Consider the following 17,557-nt stretch of genomic DNA (forward strand, 5'->3'; position numbering starts at 1 on the left):
GAAGAACACGGGGGCCGTCATCATCGAGGAGCTGTACCGCGAGCACTGGCCGCTCGTGTGCGGGTTCCTCCTGCGCAGGACCCGTGACCCCCATCTCGCGGAGGACCTGGCCCAGGAGACGTTCGTCAAGGCGACCAGGGCGCTGCTGGGCTGGCGCGGCGAGAACCCGGCCGCGTGGCTGCTCACGATCGCCCGCAACGTCCTCATCGACCACGTCCGCCGCAGCCGGCGCGAGCTCGCGCTCCCCGATCCCGACGAGGTCGGCGTGCCGCCGCTCCACGTGGCCGCCCTCGACGTGCGCGACGCTCTCGACCGGCTGCCCGAGCAGCACCGCAGGCTGCTCACCCTGGTCTATCTCGAAGGCTTCTCGCTGGTGGAGGTGGCCGCGATGACCGGCAGGAAGCACGCCTCGATCAAGACCGCCGTGTGGCGGGCCCGGACCGCCTTTGCTGACATCTACGGAGAAGCGCCATGACAGATGACTTTCCGGAAATGCCGGACTTCGATCCCAGGCTGACCAGGAAGGCGGTCCGGCGCGGGCTCTTCAGGACCAGTTCCAGCGTGCTCGCGGTCCTGCTCGTGCTCGCCCTGGTGGCCACGTATGGCTCCATGCTGGCGCAGACGCGCGGCGACCGGGAGCAGCGCATGACGGACGTGCTCGGCACCGCCTTCAAGCTGTACAACCCGGCCTACCGGGTGGTCACGGGCACCTGCTGCGAGACCACGCCGTGGTCGATGTCGTTCGAGGTGTCCGCGGCCCCGCTGCGCGCCTTCGGCGGCTTCTGGCCCTCCGGCGGCGAGACCTACACCATCAGCCAGACCCTCTTCGGCCGGGTGGCCCACCTCCCGCTGGGCAGCACCGCCAACACCAGGCTCTCGCTCCAGCTCTACGACCTCGGCGGCACGCTGGCGCGGAAGGAGAACGTCCGTAAGGCCCTGGCCAGGCTCCCCGGCGACCTGCGGGCGCTGGCGGCGGTGGAATTCGCCGCGCCGCTCAAGGGGGCCGAGCTCAAGAGCTTCCTCGACCAGCGGGAGGTGTGCGCGGAGAGCGTGGTCTACGAACGCCGGACGGGCTCGCTGCCCATCACCTGGGGCGAGATCACCTGGGACCGCGGCACGTTCGCCGAGGGGAAGGAAGGGTGCGGCGTCGGCCTGGGCAACTTCCGCTCCTGGGTCTCCATGCTCCGCGACCACGACGAGCCGAACCTGCACCGCTTCGACCTGTCGCTGAGCCGGCTGCGCAAGGCGGCGGCCGACGGCCTGGCCTACGCCTATGTGGACCAGTCCACGTCGATCGCCGAGCTGCGCAAGGTCATCGAGGACCCGCGGGTGCGCACGGTCCGCCTGGCCGACGTCACCTTCGACCTGGACCGCCCGTAGCGCTAGACGGCCAGGGCGTGGGCGCCGATCCCCGCCCACGTCTCGGCCTGGCCGACGAAGGCCGCGGCGTGGTCCGGCCAGTGGTGCCGCAGCCGCGCCGCCGCGTGGCCCCGCGCGCCCAGCTCGGCCCGCCGCGCCGCATCCTCCTTCAGATCCAGTACGGCGTTCAGCACCGCGTCCACGTCCAGGGGCACCACGACCCCGCAGCCGGCGCCCTCCACCATCGAGGCGCCCGGCGGCGTGGTGATCACCGGCAGCCCGCGGCCCATGTAGTCCATGATCTTCGTCGGCGGCGTCCGCACGCTCTCGCCGGACAGCGCGAGCCCGGCCAGGGCGCCCTCGGCCATGCGCAGGGCGTGCCGGTTGGGCACGTACCCGAACCAGTCGAGCAGGCCGACCCGCTGCGCGTCGCGCAGCAGCGGGCGCACGCCGGGCGCGGCCGCGCCGATCAGGTCCATCCTGATCCCGTACGGGACCAGGCGCTCGGCCAGCCCGATCAGCTCGGTCACGCCGCACTCGGCGGACAGGCGGCCGATGTGCACCACCCTGGTGTCGCCGGGAGGAGGAGGGCCGGCCGACACCAGGGTCGCCTCGGGGACCACCGAAGGGCCGATCAGCCGGTGGCGCCGCTCGGCCCTGGCGAGCTGCCTGGGCGTGACCCGCTCGCGCACGTCCCAGACCACCGGCGGCCGCCGGTGGGGGAGCGCCCGCAGCAGGCGGTGGTCGTGCACGATCAGCAGGTCCGCGTCGCGTACGCCGCGCCTGAGCGCCGCGCGGGCCCGGCCCGGCGAGGCGTGGTACGCCACGTCTACCGCGGCCAGCCCCATGACGGGGGTCACGTTGAAATAGGTGAAAGGCGCGACGTAGGTCACCTCGTGGCCCGCGTCGATCAGCGCCCGGATCTGCCTGTGCATGATCCGGGCGTCCTCTGGATGATGGACGGTCGTGGCGACACATGCGCGCATGTGTCGATGCTCCGCGCCTACCAGGTCAAAGGCGTTAATGCGGGAGGAACGCCCGCTTAACTTCGGGAGGGGCGGCGATAGAGCCAGGTCAGGCGAGGCTCGAGGACCCACTTGAAGACCGTGCGCGTCTCCGGCAGGCACAGCACGATGGCCAGCGCGAAGCAGCTGAAGCTGATCGCCAGCACGCCGAGCGGCCCGTGCAGCCACGGGAGCTCCAGCCAGCCCTGATCCTTGGCGATCAGCACGGGGATGCCGTGCAGCAGGTAGCAGTAGAGCGTGCGGGTGCCGAGGTCGGAGAACCACGTCTCGCCCCTGGGCACCAGCGCCAGCACGGCGAAGCACATCGCCAGCGCGCACACCAGCAGGCCGGTGCGCACGCCGAGACCCATCCACCAGGACAGGTCGAGGTCCTGGAAGCTGCTCTTGAAGTAGAACGGGCCGAGCGGCGACCTGGGCGCGATGACGATGGCCACGGCGGCCGCGCAGAGGATCGTGACCGCCGAGACGATCTTGATCCAGCGCCGGTTGAGCATCTCGAAGTGCTCGGGCTGCATCACCAGGCCGATGACGAAGAACGGCATGAGGCCGAAGAAGCGGTCCATGCTGAAGTCGCCCTCGATCTGCGAGAACCCGGCGAACAGGTAGATCGCGACGGCCACCGGCACGGGGTGCTTCATCCGCTTCCACACCGGCGTCGACAGGCGCCAGAACAGCAGCGCCAGCAGATACCAGTTGAGCCACGCCGGGTCGATGATCGTCAGGCTCCACTTCTGGCCCAGCCCGAAGCGGAGTGCGGCGTAGCCGACCTCGACGATCACGTACGGGACGAGGAACGTGTCGACCAGCTTGTTGGTCTTCGCGTTGGAGTTCCAGAAATTTCGCGACAGGTAGCCGCTGATCAGCACGAACAGCGGCATGTGGAAGGTGTAGATGAAGATGTAGAGGGCCCTGGAGGAGTCGGCCGAGAGCGTCGGCACCAGCGAGTGGCCCACGACGACGAGCGCGATCAGGACGAACTTGACGTTGTCGAGATAGGGGTCGCGCTTGCGCTTGGGCGGCTCGGCCTGCTGCTGCGGCTCGGGCTGCGCCTGGGGCGGCTCGTCCTTGACGGCCTTCTGCGGCTCGGTCAGCTCGCCGGGCGAGACCCCGTGGGGATCGGTCGACTCGCTCCAGAAGGTCTCCTCCGGCAGCGGCCACCGGGCTCCGGTGTTGGCGGGCCCTCCGTCCTCGGTGTTCGCCGGCCCCCCGTCCTCCTCAGGGCTACGCGGGGTCGTGACCGGTGGGGAGAATCTGGTGTCAGACACAGGGGAGTCGCTCAGCTTCGCTCGGGGCCGGGGATCACGACGACAACGCGACCGTCGGATGATCTTACAGAACCGTGTCGCGCTGTGTCGCCGACCCCCAACACACTATCCCGCCGTACGGCTCCTGTCTCTTGACCGAGTCGAGAATGCCCGGTTACACAGGGAACTTGGAGGCTCAGGTGCAGGCGTTGCGCTGCTCCGAGGCGGTGATCGTGCTGCGCTCCACGCTGTCGGGGAGCTTGGTCACCTTGATCGAGTCGAAGTCCTCGCCCACCACGAGCTGGATCACCGGAGTGCCCTTCGGGGGAGCACCGGCGGTGGTCACCGAGGTGGTGTAGGGCTGCGGGTTGGTCGCCGTGACCTTGCCGGCCGCGGGGGCGGGCTTGGGCACGACCGCCCCGGCCAGGGTGTCGGCGTGGTCGGGCGCCGCGGTGATCGTCTTGGCGTAGTGGACCTCGCTCTTCGCCAGGCTCTTGCCGCCCCCGGCCGCGTAGTTGCCCACGCCGACGACGTTGAAGCCCTGCTTGGCGAGCTGGTCGGCGACCTCCCTGGCCTTGCCGAACGTGGTCGTGCCGTTGAGCACCTGGACCCTGACCTGCTCGGGCTTGACGGTGACCTTGGGCTTGGCGCTCGCGCTGGCGGACGGCGCGGGGGTGGCGACGTCGACGTCGGTCTTGATCGAGGTGAAGAGCTCGGTGGCGTCCGGCTCCTTCCAGACCACGCGGTTCTCGTCCTGCGGGTCGGGCCCCCACGGGATCGTGGTGAACTGGACGCCCTTGGCCGTCAGCTCCTTGGCGCTGGTGGCGATCCGGATGAGCTGCTCGGTGTCGTTGGCCAGCTCGGGGTCCATGGTGACCGACCCGGCCGCGGCGGCGATGAAGTCCGTCAGCTTGCCGACGTCGGTGAGCAGCTCGCTGCTGGTGGCCTTGGCCACGACCTTGCTGAGGAAGATCTGCTGGCGCTTGATGCGGCCGATGTCGCTGTTGTCGCCGTAGTGGCGCAGGCGTACGTAGCCCAGCGCCTTCTCACCGTTGAGCAGGCTCTTGCCCGGCGGCAGGACCAGCTTGGAGGCCTTGTCGTTGACGCCGGACTTCAGGCAGATCTCGATGCCGCCGAGCGCGTCCACGATGTTCTTGAACCCGCTGAAGTCGACCTCGACGAAGTGGTTGACCCGGATGTCGGTGAGGGTCTCGATGGTGGAGATCGTGCAGGCGATGCCGCCGGAGTTGTACGCCGAGTTGATCATGTCCCGGCGCGGTGGCATCTCCTGCTTGGTGGTCTCGTTCTTGCACTTGGGGATCTGCACCATCGAGTCGCGCGGGAAGCTGATCAGGCGGGCTTTGTCGCGATTGGGGGAGATGTGCATGAGGATGATCGTGTCGGTGCGCTTGCCGCCCGCGTTGGCTTCCCTGGACTGCTTCTGGCCGTATTTGGCGTTGCCGTCGCCCGCGCGCGTGTCGGAGCCGACGAGCAGCACGTTGAGCGCGCCGGTGTCGGCGGGGCGCGGGTTGATGATGTCGTTCTTGACATCCTTCTGCGTGATGTTGCCGAAGGCGTCGCGGTAGACGGTGTAGCCGGTCAGCGCGCCCGCGACCATGAGCGAGGTGACGCCGATGCTGACCCAGGCGAGCACGCGCATCTTGTTCTGGCCGCCGCCTGCGCCGCGGTGGCCGCGTGGGGGCCGGTCGTCCGGCGGCGGGGGCGGAGCCGTCGCGGCGGCCGCCCGGCGGGCCATCCTGCTGCCCGGTTGCGTCGGGGCTGACCGGTAACCATTGTCCGGACTGACCGCCGGCGCGCGCCTGTAGTCGCTCATACGCCCCCCAGCCTCACTTCTTGCGCCTGACGCGCCGGCTTGGTCGCTCCGCGCCACGAGACTAGGTCACGTACGGCGTGCCCGGAGTCATGACCGTGGCAAAGGGTCGTGACCCGAGCGTGATGTTTTCGCGGCACAGCATACTCAGAGCCGGACATTGGGTGGAATATCATCGCCAAACTCTTTCTGGCTGCCGGACTGTTTCGGCACGTCAGGCCTGATGCTGAGGGCCGCCGCCAAACAGGCCAGGGGCACGGCCGGCAACACGTACCGATAGTCGAACTCGGCCGCCGCGGCCGGTGTGACCAGCAGCACGACGGCCACCGACCAGGGCACCAGCCAGACCGGAGCGTCCGCGAGACGCGTTCGCCCGCGCCTGCGCGCGATGGCCGCCAGCGGCGGCACCAGCAGGATCCCCAGGAGCACCGGGCCGGGCAGCCGCACCACGCTCTGGTAGGCCCGCAGCCATCCGGCGTAGGGCTCGACGATCTCCGTGCCGATCGCGCCCCGCTCGTAGCGCTTGGCAAATTCGGCGCCGACCTGCGCGGGGTAGCGGCCGGGCGGCCCGGGCGGCGTCACCGGGAACTGGTAGTAGCCGTAGATCTCCGGGTCGGGATAGACCGGCCGTCCCCAGGCGAACGCGCGGCCGAGCTCCGTCAGCACCGAGGCGGCGTAGTCGAGCGGCTGCTTGACGATCGCCAGCGCGGCGAACCTCGCGGCCAGGTCGTCGTTCTCCTTGGTGAAGGTGATGCCGGGCAGCAGCACCAGCGGGGCGTCCTTGGCCCAGATGTACTCCTGCGAGGGCGGGCGCGCCTCGGGCGGGCGCGGGTCGCACAGGACCTTCAGGTCGGCGGGCGGGGCCATCTTGGCGCAGTCGGCGAACGACATCGTGCGGGCGTAGAGGAAGGCGCCGTTCGCGCCCACGAGGCCGACGCGCTGGTAGGTGGCGTAGAACCAGGCGCCGTAGATCAGGATCGGCACCAGCGCGGCGGCGAGCAGCACCCCGGCCGGCCGGATCCGCCTGCGCAGCACGAACCAGGCGGCCAGCACCACGATCAGCGGCTGGCCGACGGTCCTGGTCAGCGTGGCGGCGGCGAGCAGCAGCCCGATCGCGACGACCGCGGACGGCCGCGCCGTCGTGCACAGCGCCACGGCCGCCACGACCAGGAACATGAACAGCGTGTCGGAGACCAGCAGATGCTCCAGCTCGACCTGGTAGGCGTCGAGCAGCACGGGCACCGTGGCCAGCGTCGCCAGCCACCTGGGCGCCCGGCGCGCGACCCGGTAGATCAGCACGCCGGTGGCCAGGCCGAGCAGGTGCTGCACGGCCGTGACCAGGCCGAAGGAGTGGAACGGCTCCAGCAGCTTGAGGAACATCGAGTAGCCGGCCGGGCGGACCAGGTCGGGGCGCGGCCTGAAGACGGTGACGACGTAGGTGTAGGTGTCGGGGAACCACAGGGCGGGCCGGTAGCCGAGCATCGCCAGGGCGCGCAGCGCCGTGCCCAGGGCCAGGACGGCCAGGAACCATTTGTGCCGACCGGCGAAGCCGCCCCGGAGCAGGGCCGGCAGGTCCCGGCGACCGCGCGACAGGGCGTCCCCGAGCCCGCGCGGCAGGACGCGGGACAGGACCTGCCCGTAGGTGCGTCGTATGCGCCGCCTGCCGCGTGTCCCCGCGGGATTCCCTGACGTCGCCCGCACGTCCCCTCGCTTCGCCAGCACGCCGCGTAGGTGCACCTTCCGCTACCTGCGGTCGTCCGCCGGATGCGGACATCCGTACGCTACCCGGGGTCGCGGGGCGGCCGTGCCGCGGGCTTCGCGGTCGCGGGGTTGGATACGCTCGCTCACCGATGGAACTCCAACGACCCGGCAGGGTGCTCGCCGCGCTCTCGGTGGCGCCCGCGCTCGCCGTGGCGGGCTGGCTGCTGACCGGGCTGCCGCTGCTGCTGCTCGGCCGGTTCGCGCCCCTGCCGGCCACGCTGCTCGGGCTGCCCGCCGCCGCGCTGCTGTGCTGGGCGGGGACGCGCCGCCTCGGCAAGGCGGTCGAGGCCACCACCTGGCAGGTCGGGGGAGTCGTGGCCGTGGCGGCGGCCTCGGGCGTGTTCAACGCCGTCATGCACTCCGAGCAGCTCCTGGTCAGGCGCGATCCGGCCACCTACGCGCAGTACGCGGCCTGGATCGCCGGCCACGGCTCGCTGCCCATCCCCGACCAGGTCGCGGCGTTCGGCGGCGACGATCCCTGGCTGGTCTTCGACGGCGTCGGGTTCTACGACGTGGGCGGCGCGGTGACGCCGCAGTTCATGCCGGGGCCGCCGCTGCTGTTCGCGGCCGGAGACTGGCTGGGCGTCCCCTTCCTGGTGCCGGCCGTGCTGGGCGCGCTGGCCGTGCTCACGCTGGCCGGGGTGGTCGCGCGGCTGGCCGGGGCGCGGTGGGCGGTGCTCGCCGCGACGGCGTTCGCGGTGAGCCTGCCGATCCTCTACACCTCGCGCACCACGTTCAGCGAGATCCCGTCGCTGATCCTGCTGTTCGGCGGGCTGGCGCTGACGCACGACGCGCTGGCTGACTCCGGCCGCCGGACGGCGTGGTGGCGCGGGCTGCTGGCGGGGCTGGTGTTCGGGCTGGCCGTGCTGGTCCGGGTGGACGGGCTGCGCGACGTGCTGCCGGTGCTCGCGTTCGCGGGGCTGCTGATCGCCCTGCGGCGCTTCGCCCGGCCGCAGGGCGTGCTGGGGCCGCCGCTGCTGGCCGGTCTGCTGGCCGGGGCGGGGCTCGGGCTGCTGGCGGCGTACCTGCTGGCCCGGCCCTATCTGGCGTACCTGTCCGGCTCGGTGCGGCCGCTGCTGCTCATCTGCGCGGGCGTCCTCGTCGTCACTCTCGCGGGCACGGCCGCCGCCCCGCTGCTGGCCAGGATCCGGCTCCCGGCCTGGGTGCCCGCCGCCGGGGCCGGGCTGGTCGTGGCGCTCATGGCCGCCCTGTACGCCCGCCCGTGGATGCAGACGGTGACCCGCGTGCCCGCGAGCGTGGAAGACCGGCGCACGGCCGAGATGATCGAGCAGACCCAGCGCGCCAACGGCCTGCCCATCGACGGCACCAGGCTCTACTCCGAGAGCTCCCTGCACTGGGTGATCTGGTACGTCGGCATCCCGGTGGTCGTCCTGGCCACGATCGCGGCGGCGGTGCTGGTGCGCCGGCTGCTGCGCGACGGCACCCCGTTCGAGTGGCTGCTGCCGCTCGCGGTCGTCGGCTGGACGACCGTCACCACGCTGCTGCGGCCCGAGATCACCCCCGACCATCCCTGGGCCGCCCGCCGCCTGGTGCCCATCGTGATCCCCGGCCTGATCCTGCTCGCCATGTACGGGCTGGCCTGGCTGCGCGACCTGGCCCGGCGCCGCGAATCCTGGCCCAGGGTCCGGCGGTGGGCGCTGCCGCTCGCGGTCGTGCTCGTCGTCGCCCCCGCGGCCGTGACCTCGATCGGCACCGCGTTCACGCCGGTCGAGCGGGGCGAGGCGGCGGCGGTGGCGGCCATGTGCGCGAGCCTCCCGCGTGACGCGTCGGTGCTGATCGTCGAGCGGGTCACCGGCGACCGCCTGGCCCCGGTCGTACGCGGCATGTGCGACCTGCCCGTGGCCAGGGTGGCGAGAAAGAACAACGTGGACACCGCGCCCGAGGGCGAGGTCCGCCGCCTGATCGCCCGCGTGCGCGGCGCGGGCCGCGTCCCCGTGGTGCTGGCGGCCGACGACTGGCAGGTCTCCCCGTACGGGCCGGCGACGCGGGTGATGGCGCTGGTCACCCGCCAGGACGAGCGCTCGCTGGTCGATGCGCCGAACGGCACGTGGTCGCTTACAGTCAACGTGTGGATGGCGGTGGCCTGAGCGGCTCGCGAGCCGCCGTCCGGTGGTGTGACCCTGGTGAAAAGTGTGCCGAACCAGGAGCACCCAATGAGGTCATGTGGACTCGCCTTCCGGTTGGGCAGAGTAACCTCGACCCCCGTGAGCACGCTTGAGACCCCCAAGAGTGGAATTGCCGTGGAAGAAGCGCCGTACGTCACGATCGTCCTCCCCTGCTACAACGAGCAGGATCACGTCATCGACGAGGTTGAGCGCATCACCAAGGCGATGGACTCAAGCGGCTACACCTACGAGCTCGTGGCCGTGGACGACTGCTCCACCGACGACACGCTGGCCAGGCTAGAAGAGGCCGCCCCCGAATACCCGAACCTGCGCGTACGCGCCTTCCACCGCAACGGCGGCTCGGGCACCGTGCGGCGGATCGGCACGCAGGAGGCCAGGGGCGAGATCGTCGTCTGGACCGACGCCGACATGACCTACCCCAACGAGCGCATCCCCGAGCTGGTGCAGATCCTGGAGAAGGATCTGACGGTCGACCAGGTCGTCGGCGCGCGCACCAGCGAGGAGGGCTCGCACAAGCTGCTGCGGGTGCCCGCCAAGTGGGTGATCCGCAAGGTGGCCGAGAAGCTGGCCGGCCAGAAGATCCCCGACCTCAACTCCGGGCTGCGGGCCTTCCGCAAGTCGGTGGCCAAGCCCTACCTGCGGCTGCTGCCGCCCGGGTTCTCGTGCGTCACGACGATCACGCTGTCGTTCCTGTCGAACCAGCACGACGTCTACTACCTGCCGATCGGCTACGCCAAGCGGGCCGGCAAGTCGAAGTTCAGCTTCGTGTCCGACGCCTACCGGTACATCCTGCAGGTGCTGCGGATGATCATGTACTTCAACCCGCTCAAGGTGCTCATGCCGCCCGCGCTGTGGCTGGTGTCCATCGGGTTCGTCAAGGGCGTCTGGGACATGATCCGGCAGCCCTTCTACTTCCCGGCCAACACCGTCATGATCTTCCTGTCGGGGCTGCTGATCGGGTCCGTGGCGTTGCTGGCCGACCTGATCGTGCGCTCGCGGGGAGAGTGACGTTGCGGATCGCGATCGTCGGGCCGGCCTATCCGTACAAAGGCGGCGGGGCGCAGCACACCACCGAGCTGGCGCACCGGCTCGCGGCCCAGGGTCACGACGTGGTGATCGAGTCGTGGCGGGCGCAATACCCGTCGTTCCTCTATCCGGGGCAGCAGACGATCTCCGCACCGGAGGGCAGGCCGTTCCCGAAGGTCGTGCGCAGGCTCGACTGGCGGTGGCCGGGCGGGTGGGTGTCGGCGGGGCGGCGGTTGCGGTCGGCCGACCTGGTGGTGCTGGCGGTGCTGAGCCCGGTGCAGGTCCCCGCCTATTTGGGGATTTTGTACGGGATAAGGCGAAAAGTCAGGACAGTTGCGCTTTGTCATAACGTGCTGCCGCACGAGCGGAAGCCGTACGACGAGCCGCTCATGAAGGCGCTGCTCAAGCGGGTGGACGGCGTGCTGGCCCACTCCGAGCCGCAGGCCGAGCTGGCCAGAGGGCTCACGGCCAGGCCGGTCCGCGTGGCCGGGCTGCCGCCGCACCTGCCTTCGACCACGGCGGAGCGGTCCTCGCAGGTGCACCGCAGGCTGCTGTTCTTCGGCATGGTCCGGCCGTACAAAGGGCTGGACCTGCTGCTGCGCGCCCTGCCGGACGGGGTCGGGCTGACGGTGGCCGGGGAGTTCTGGGGCGGGCTGGAGGAGACGAAGGCGCTGATCGCCGAGCTGGGGCTCGGTGACCGGGTGGAGCTGCGGCCCGGCTACGTGGCGGCCGGTGACGTGCCCGGGCTGTTCGCCGCGGCCGACGCGCTCGTGCTGCCGTACCGGAACGCGACCGCCAGCCAGAACGTCTGGCTCGGCCACGAGCACGGCGTCCCCGTGATCGCGACCCGGGTCGGCGCGCTCGCCGACCACGTCACCGACGGCGTGGACGGGCTGCTGGTCGAGCCGGACGACGCCGGGGCGCTCAGGGAGGCGATCGAGCGGTTCTACGCCTCGGGCGAGCCGGAGAGGTTGCGGTCGGGCGTCAAGGCGGTCGATCCCGAGCCGTTCTGGTCGGCGTACGCGGGCGCGCTGCTGGCCGCCTGACGGCCGAGCAGGAACGAGATGCCCGCGGCCGTCACGTCGGCCAGCGTGAACGCCAGCCGTGACACGATCGCCACCGCGAGCGCGACGGGGGTGCCGACGATCGGGCCGAGCACGAGCACCAGCGCGCCCTCCCTGATGCCGACCCCGGCGGGGACCACGACGGTGAGGATCCCGGTGCACCACGCGAACGCGTAGGCGCCGGTGGCGACGAGGTAGAGGTCCCACCGGCCCGCGAGCAGCCAGATGTGCAGGCCGTACACGAACCAGCCGAGCGCGGTCCACGCCACCGCGACGATCACCGTCCGGCCCGGCAGCACGGTCTCCAGCGGCTCCTTGCGGGCGATGCGTAGCGCCAGGTTGAGACCCCAGGTGAGCACCTTGGGATGCAGGCACACGATGATCACCGGCACGAGCAGCACGAGGTACCAGGCCTGCCGCACCGCCTCCAGCGAGTTCAGGGTCGCGGCGGCGATCGAGATGCCGACCCCGAGGTTGATCACCAGCCCGAGCGAGATCGTGGCGAACGTGCGCCGCGGCGGGCTGCCGTGGTCGCGGCCGAGGTCCATCATCGCCGCGTACGCCCAGACCGCGCCCGGGATGTATTTGCCGAGCTGCCCCACGAACATGATCCGCCCGGCCACCCGCAGCGGCACCCGGGTGCCGAGCCCCGCCAGGATCGCGCGCCAGGCCACCAGCATGAAGAACTGGCCGGTCAGCACCGCGAGGAAGGCCCCCAGCACCGCCCACGGCGACATCGCGGCCACGGCGCTCGTGGTCTCGTCCCAGTTGCGGGCCAGGCCGTAGCCCAGGAAACCGAGTGCGACCAGGGCGAGGACGACGCGCAGGAGGCGGCGGAGCATTGGCTCAGGCTACGCGTGGTTCGCCGGGTAAGCCAGACGACGGCCGAGAAGGGCGCCCCGGCCCCCGGCCACCCTGCCCGAGGGCGTTCGACGCCGGATGGACGCGAGGGTCGGTACTGTGGGGACCCGTGGGTAAGCAACGCGTAGCGCAGCTCGAATACTCGGAGTTCCAGTCCGCCATGCTCGACGAGGAGAAGCGGAGGCGGAAGGCTGCGAAGATCATCGCGGTGCTGGAGCACTTCCACGGGCCGCTCGACGGGCTGACCGTGGGCGACGTGGGCTGCTCGGCCGGGTTCATCGCCGACGAGCTCGCGCAGGCGGGGGCCGCGCACACGCTGGGCATCGACATCGACGTGCCGGGGCTGCGCAAGGCGGCCGACCGGTTCGGCGAGCGGGTGGCGTTCGTGTGCGGCGACGGCACGGCGCTGCCCTTCCCCGACGGCTCGGTCGACGTGCTGGTGTTCAACCACATCTACGAGCACGTGGTCGACCCCGACGCGGTGGTGGCGGAGATGCACCGGGTGCTGTCCGACGACGGCGTGCTCTACCTCGGGCTGGGCAACCGGCTGGGCGTGATCGAGCCCCACTACAAGCTGCCGTTCCTGTCCTACCTGCCGCCCGCGCTGGCCGACCGTTACGTGCGGGCGTCCGGGCGGGCCGACCACTACTACGAGCGCTTCCGCACGCGGCGCGGGCTGCGCAGGATGCTGCGGGCGTTCCACGTGTGGGACTACACCTTCCCCGTGCTGGCCACGCCCACCAAGTTCGCCGGGTCCGAGCTGTTCCCAGGGGCGCTGGGGCGGGTCGTGAAGGGCGTGCTGGCCAGGATGCCGCGCGAGGTGCTCAGGCTGCTGCTGCCCGTGGTGCCGACGTACCTGTGGGTGGCCACCAAGACCCCGCGGCGGCCCGTGGGGGCCGCGCTGCCCCAGCCCCCCGAGCGGGTACGCCCGCTGTGAGCCAGGACGCCGTCAGAGAGGACCCAGTGGAGCCAGCGGACCCCGGGGGCCCTGGGGACGCCGCCGAGGCCGTGCCCAGGCGCCGGTCACCGGCGCGCAGACTCGTCAGGTACGCGTTCCTGGCGGTCGCGCTCGGGTTCGGCGCGTGGGCGGTCGGCAGGCAGTGGGACGCCGTGGTGGCCGGCTTCGCCAGGCTGTCGCTGCCGGCGCTGGCCGGCTCGCTGGCCGCGGTGGTCGCCGCGCTGCTGGGGGCCATGCTCACCTGGCGCACCCTGCTGGCCGATCTCGGCTCGCCGCTGCCGCTCAGGCCCGCGGCCAAGGTCTTCTTCGTGGGCCAGCTCGGCAAATACATCCCCGGCGCCGTCTGGCCCGTGCTGGCCCAGATGGAGATGGGCCGCGACCTCGGCGTGCCGCGGTCGCGGAGCGCCGCGGCGTTCTTCCTGATGATGCCCATCCAGCTGGCCACCGGCCTGCTCGTCAGCGTCGTCACGCTCGGCTGGGACCGGTACGGCTGGCTGCTGCTGTTCGTCCCGCTGCTGCTGGTCCTGCTCGAACCCAAGGTCATCAACGCCGTCATCGGCTACGTCCTGCGCAGGCTCAAGCGCGAGCCGCTCGAACGCCCGCTGACCCGGCGCGGCATGCTCACGGCGCTTGGCTGGGCGCTGGCCGGCTGGCTCGCCTACGGCGTGCACCTCTACTTCGTCGCTCCCCAGGGCGGCCTGGTCTTCGCCGTCGGCGCCTTCGCGCTGTCGTGGTGCCTGGGCATCCTGACCTTCGTCATCCCGGCGGGCGCGGGCGTGCGGGAGGCGGCCATGGTCGTGGTCCTGGCGCCCCAGCTGGACTCGGGCGCGGCGATCGCGGTGGCACTTTCCTCCCGCATCGTCATCATCGTGGGGGATCTGATCTGCGCAGGCGCGGCCGGAATCGCAGCGCGTCGCGACTCGGTGTGATTTGGCCCACGATTTAGGGGAGGCTGGTCATAAGCTGAACTTCAGAGGGGGACACCAGGTCCCACGATGATCTTGAGGGGAGAAGATCTTCGTATGCCTCGAGTGCTCGTCGACGCGGCGGCGGTCCCCGCGGACCGTGGCGCGTTGATCAGGTACGTGGACGGGCTCGTCGCGGGGCTCGACCGGGCGGGAGCCGATCTCGCCGTCGTCTGCCAGCGTTCGGAGGCCGAGCGGTACCGGCAGCTCGCGCCCTCCGCGCAGATCATCCCGGGTCCCGTCGCCATCACCAACAGGGCCGCCAGGCTCGCCTGGGAGCAGAGCAGCCTGCCGCTGCTGGCCCGCCAGGCCGGAGCCGACGTCATCCACGCCCCCTACTACTCCATTCCGCTCAGCTCGGGCCTGCCGACGGTCGTGACCGTTCACGACGCCACCTGGTTCACCGAGCCCGACCAGCTCAGCCCGCGGGCGTCGTTCTTCCGCTCCGCGACGCGCACCGCCGTCCGCCATGCCCGGCGGGTGATCGTGCCGTCCAAGGCGACCAGGGACGAGCTCATCCGCGTGCTGGCCGCCGATCCCACCCGGATCGACGTCGCCTACCACGGTGTGGACCTGGCGCAGTTCCATCCGCCGAGCGAGGAGGAGATCCGGCGGGCCGCGATGAGATGCGGGCTGCACGGCCAGCCGTACGTGGCGTTCCTGGGCGCGCTCGACCCGCGCAAGAACGTGCCCAACCTCATCCGCGGGTTCGCCGCCGCGGTGAAGCGGCTGGAGAAGCCGCCCGCGCTGGTGATCGGCGGGGGCGTGCACGAGGCCGACGTGGACGCCGCCTGCCGGGAGGTCGAGGCCACCGTCAAGGTGGTGCGGCCCGGCTACCTGCGCGCGCCCGACCTGCCGGGGTTCCTCGGCGGCGCGCTCGTGGTGGCCTTCCCCTCGCGTGGCGAGGGGTTCGGGCTGCCGGTGCTGGAGGCCATGGCCTGCGGCGCCCCCGTACTGACCACCTACCGCTCCTCGCTGCCCGAAGTGGGCGGGGACGCGGTCGCCTACACCGAGCCGGACGCCGGCAGCATCGCCACGGCGCTCGGCGAGCTGCTGGCCTCCTCCGAGCGCAGGCACCAGCTGCAGGAGGCGGGGCTGGCGAGAGCCCGCGAGTTCACGTGGGAAGCCTCGGCCGAGGCGCATCTCAGCTCTTATCAACGCGCGATCGAATAGTTCGGTAACCTCACGGAGTGATGGAGAGCTCTTTGCCAGACCTCGAGGCGATCCTCCTGGTCGGGGGGCAGGGCACCCGCCTGCGTCCGCTGACACTGGGCACGCCCAAGCCGCTGCTGCCAACCGCTGGGGTGCCGTTCCTGGCCCACCAGCTGGCCCGCGCCCGATCCTTCGGCGTCCGCCGGATCGTGTTCGCGACCTCGTACAAGGCGTCGATGTTCGAGCCCGCCTTCGGCAACGGGTCGGCGTTCGGGCTCTCGCTCGAATACATGACCGAGGAGACCCCGCTCGGCACGGGCGGCGCGATCCGCAACGCCGCGGAGGCGCTCACGGCGGGGCCGTCCGATCCGGTGCTCATCCTGAACGGCGACATCCTCTCCGGCCATGACATCGGCGATCAGGTGCGCACCCATCGCGCCCGGCAGGCCGCTGTAACGCTCCATCTGACCGAGGTCGACGACCCCTCCCGGTTCGGCTGCGTGCCGACCGACGAGACGGGACGCGTGACGGCGTTCCTGGAGAAGACGCCCAATCCGGTGACCAACCGGATCAACGCCGGCTGCTACGTCTTCACCCGGTCGGTGATCGACCAGATCCCGCGCGACGAGGTCGTGTCGGTGGAGCGGGAGACGTTCCCCGGGCTGATCGAGTCGGGGGAGCTGGTCCTCGGCTACGGCGACCGCACCTACTGGCTCGACGTCGGCACTCCCGCCGCCTACGTGCAGGGCTCGCGTGACCTGGTGCTCGGGCGGCTGTCCTCGCCCGCGCTGCCCGGGGCCACGGGCGAATACCTGGCGCTCGAAGGGGCCAGCATCTCGCCGGAGGCCAAGGTCCAGGGCGGCACCGCGGTGGGCGCGCGGGTCGTCGTGCAGTCCGGGGCCACGGTGGTGGGCTCGGTGCTGACCGACGACTGCGTCATCGAGTCCGGCGCCAGCGTGACGGACTCCGTGGTCGGCAAGGGAGCGCGGGTCTGCGCGGGCACGGTGGTGCGCGACGCGGTGATCGGCGACGGCGCCATCGTGGGGCCGGGCAACGAGCTGCAGAACGGCGTGCGCATCTGGCCGGGCATCGAGCTCCCCGAACGAGCGATGCGCTACTCCAGCGACGTCTGACGACGGCGGCGGCGGCCGGTCCCGGAGGCCCGGTAAAGTCTCATTGTGCTGGGCAAGGGTGGTGACGAAGTCCCCGCGAGGGCACGCGACCAGCGGCACCGGTGCCTCCGTCGCGCGTGGGTGCCCGACGGCCCGCTGGACGCCGGGCTGGCGCTGGCCCCGCACAAGCGCGGCAGCGGCGACCCCACCTGGCGCCAGACCGGCGACGGCGCCGTCTGGCGCACCTCCAGGACACCCGGCGGCCCGGCCACGCTCAGGGTGAGCGTCGAGGCCGGGGCCGTGCACGGGCAGGCGTGGGGACCGGGGGCGGAGTGGGCGCTGGAGTCCATGCCGGCGATGCTCGGGGCTCTCGACGACCCGTCCGGGTTCAGCGTCCGCCACGACGTCCTGGCGGAGGCCGTGCGGAGACATCCCGGGCTGCGCATCGGCAGGACGGGCCGGGTCATGGAGGCTCTCGTGCCGGCGGTGCTGGAGCAGAAGGTGGTCGGCCGCGAGGCGTGGCGGGCCTGGCGGTGGCTGCTGAGCCACTACGGCGAGCCCGCGCCGGGGCCGGCGCCCGAGGGGATGCGGGTCGTCCCCGAGCCCGTGGTGTGGCGGCAGATCCCGACCTGGCACTGGCATCGCGCGGGCGCGGAGGCCGTGCGCGCCCGCACCATCGCGAACGCCGCCTGGCACGCGGACAAGCTGGAGGCCGCCGCGACCACGCAGGAGCTCGACCGGCTGCTGCGGGCGCTGCCGGGGATCGGCGTGTGGACCTCGGCCGAGGTGCGCCAGCGGGCGTTCGGCGACCCCGACGCCGTCAGCGTCGGCGACTTCCACCTGGCCAAGCTGGTCGGCTACGCGCTCACCGGGGAGAAGACCGACGACGCCGGGATGCTGCGGCTGCTGGAGCCGTACCAAGGGCATCGGCATCGGGCGACGGTCCTCGTCTGGCTCACGGGGCTGCGCCCGCCCGCGCGGGGGCCCAGGATGCCCGCCCGCGACTACCGGGCCTTCTGACTCACGCCACCTGGGTGCGCGTGGTGAACTCA

The 17,557-nt window shown here is 71.6% G+C and carries 15 protein-coding genes; 10 read left to right on the plus strand and 5 right to left on the minus strand.

Features of this window, described 5'->3' with window-relative positions; translation table 11 throughout:
* Nucleotides 1-31 precede the first annotated feature (31 nt).
* Both ETD85_RS21640 and ETD85_RS21645 read left to right on the plus strand, forming a co-directional pair.
* Entirely contained in the window at nt 32-475 is a 444-nt protein-coding gene (locus tag ETD85_RS21640) for an RNA polymerase sigma factor (RefSeq protein WP_276617248.1), read from the plus strand.
* Nucleotides 472-1,380, plus strand: coding sequence for a hypothetical protein (locus ETD85_RS21645; protein ID WP_138691576.1), 909 nt, complete (start codon nt 472-474; stop codon nt 1,378-1,380). Before ETD85_RS21640 ends, ETD85_RS21645 begins: the two co-directional genes overlap by 4 nt.
* A 2-nt stretch (nt 1,381-1,382) precedes the next feature.
* Here ETD85_RS21645 and ETD85_RS21650 read toward each other — a convergent pair whose 3' ends face one another.
* The 4 genes from ETD85_RS21650 to ETD85_RS21665 all read right to left on the minus strand — a co-directional run bounded on the left by ETD85_RS21650 (nt 1,383) and on the right by ETD85_RS21665 (nt 7,181).
* On the minus strand, nt 1,383-2,294 hold the full coding sequence (locus ETD85_RS21650; protein WP_240779286.1) for a glycosyltransferase: 912 nt from the start codon (nt 2,292-2,294) through the stop codon (nt 1,383-1,385).
* Between the two features lie 107 nt (nt 2,295-2,401).
* The gene (locus ETD85_RS21655) at nt 2,402-3,649 is read right to left on the minus strand and encodes an acyltransferase family protein (protein ID WP_170246783.1); all 1,248 of its coding nucleotides are present in this window, start codon (nt 3,647-3,649) and stop codon (nt 2,402-2,404) included.
* 175 nt (nt 3,650-3,824) lie between these two features.
* On the minus strand, nt 3,825-5,462 hold the full coding sequence (locus ETD85_RS21660) for an LCP family protein (protein WP_138691579.1): 1,638 nt from the start codon (nt 5,460-5,462) through the stop codon (nt 3,825-3,827).
* 144 nt (nt 5,463-5,606) lie between these two features.
* Nucleotides 5,607-7,181, minus strand: a complete 1,575-nt coding sequence (locus ETD85_RS21665) for a hypothetical protein (protein ID WP_240779287.1) — start codon at nt 7,179-7,181, stop codon at nt 5,607-5,609.
* Between the two features lie 128 nt (nt 7,182-7,309).
* Between ETD85_RS21665 and ETD85_RS21670 the strand changes: the two genes are divergently transcribed.
* From ETD85_RS21670 to ETD85_RS21680, 3 genes are all read left to right on the plus strand, one after another.
* Nucleotides 7,310-9,328 carry a glycosyltransferase family 39 protein gene (locus tag ETD85_RS21670; RefSeq protein ID WP_138691580.1) on the plus strand — a complete coding sequence of 673 codons (2,019 nt, stop codon included), beginning with the start codon at nt 7,310-7,312 and terminating at the stop codon, nt 9,326-9,328.
* 117 nt (nt 9,329-9,445) lie between these two features.
* Nucleotides 9,446-10,375, plus strand: a complete 930-nt coding sequence (locus ETD85_RS21675; protein WP_138691581.1) for a glycosyltransferase family 2 protein — start codon at nt 9,446-9,448, stop codon at nt 10,373-10,375.
* A 2-nt stretch (nt 10,376-10,377) separates the two neighbouring features.
* On the plus strand, nt 10,378-11,439 hold the full coding sequence (locus ETD85_RS21680) for a glycosyltransferase family 4 protein (protein WP_138691582.1): 1,062 nt from the start codon (nt 10,378-10,380) through the stop codon (nt 11,437-11,439).
* Here ETD85_RS21680 and ETD85_RS21685 read toward each other — a convergent pair.
* Nucleotides 11,340-12,299 carry a lysylphosphatidylglycerol synthase transmembrane domain-containing protein gene (locus ETD85_RS21685; protein ID WP_138691583.1) on the minus strand — a complete coding sequence of 320 codons (960 nt, stop codon included), beginning with the start codon at nt 12,297-12,299 and terminating at the stop codon, nt 11,340-11,342. The genes ETD85_RS21680 and ETD85_RS21685 overlap by 100 nt on opposite strands.
* A 128-nt stretch (nt 12,300-12,427) precedes the next feature.
* Between ETD85_RS21685 and ETD85_RS21690 the strand changes: the two genes are divergently transcribed.
* The 5 genes from ETD85_RS21690 to ETD85_RS21710 all read left to right on the plus strand — a co-directional run bounded on the left by ETD85_RS21690 (nt 12,428) and on the right by ETD85_RS21710 (nt 17,525).
* On the plus strand, nt 12,428-13,255 hold the full coding sequence (locus ETD85_RS21690; protein ID WP_138691584.1) for a class I SAM-dependent methyltransferase: 828 nt from the start codon (nt 12,428-12,430) through the stop codon (nt 13,253-13,255).
* A 26-nt stretch (nt 13,256-13,281) separates the two neighbouring features.
* Nucleotides 13,282-14,205 (plus strand): lysylphosphatidylglycerol synthase domain-containing protein, encoded by a 924-nt coding sequence (locus ETD85_RS21695; RefSeq protein WP_240779288.1) that lies wholly within the window; start codon nt 13,282-13,284, stop codon nt 14,203-14,205.
* Nucleotides 14,206-14,298: 93 nt separating this feature from the next.
* On the plus strand, nt 14,299-15,414 hold the full coding sequence (locus tag ETD85_RS21700; protein WP_138691585.1) for a glycosyltransferase family 4 protein: 1,116 nt from the start codon (nt 14,299-14,301) through the stop codon (nt 15,412-15,414).
* Between the two features lie 32 nt (nt 15,415-15,446).
* Nucleotides 15,447-16,526, plus strand: a complete 1,080-nt coding sequence (gene manB / locus ETD85_RS21705; protein WP_240779289.1) for a mannose-1-phosphate guanylyltransferase — start codon at nt 15,447-15,449, stop codon at nt 16,524-16,526.
* 45 nt (nt 16,527-16,571) lie between these two features.
* Nucleotides 16,572-17,525 carry a DNA-3-methyladenine glycosylase family protein gene (locus ETD85_RS21710; protein ID WP_338087163.1) on the plus strand — a complete coding sequence of 318 codons (954 nt, stop codon included), beginning with the start codon at nt 16,572-16,574 and terminating at the stop codon, nt 17,523-17,525.
* Nucleotides 17,526-17,557 lie beyond the last annotated feature (32 nt).

The organism is Nonomuraea zeae (assembly GCF_005889725.1).
In the GTDB taxonomy this organism is placed as follows: Bacteria; Actinomycetota; Actinomycetes; order Streptosporangiales; family Streptosporangiaceae; genus Nonomuraea; species Nonomuraea zeae.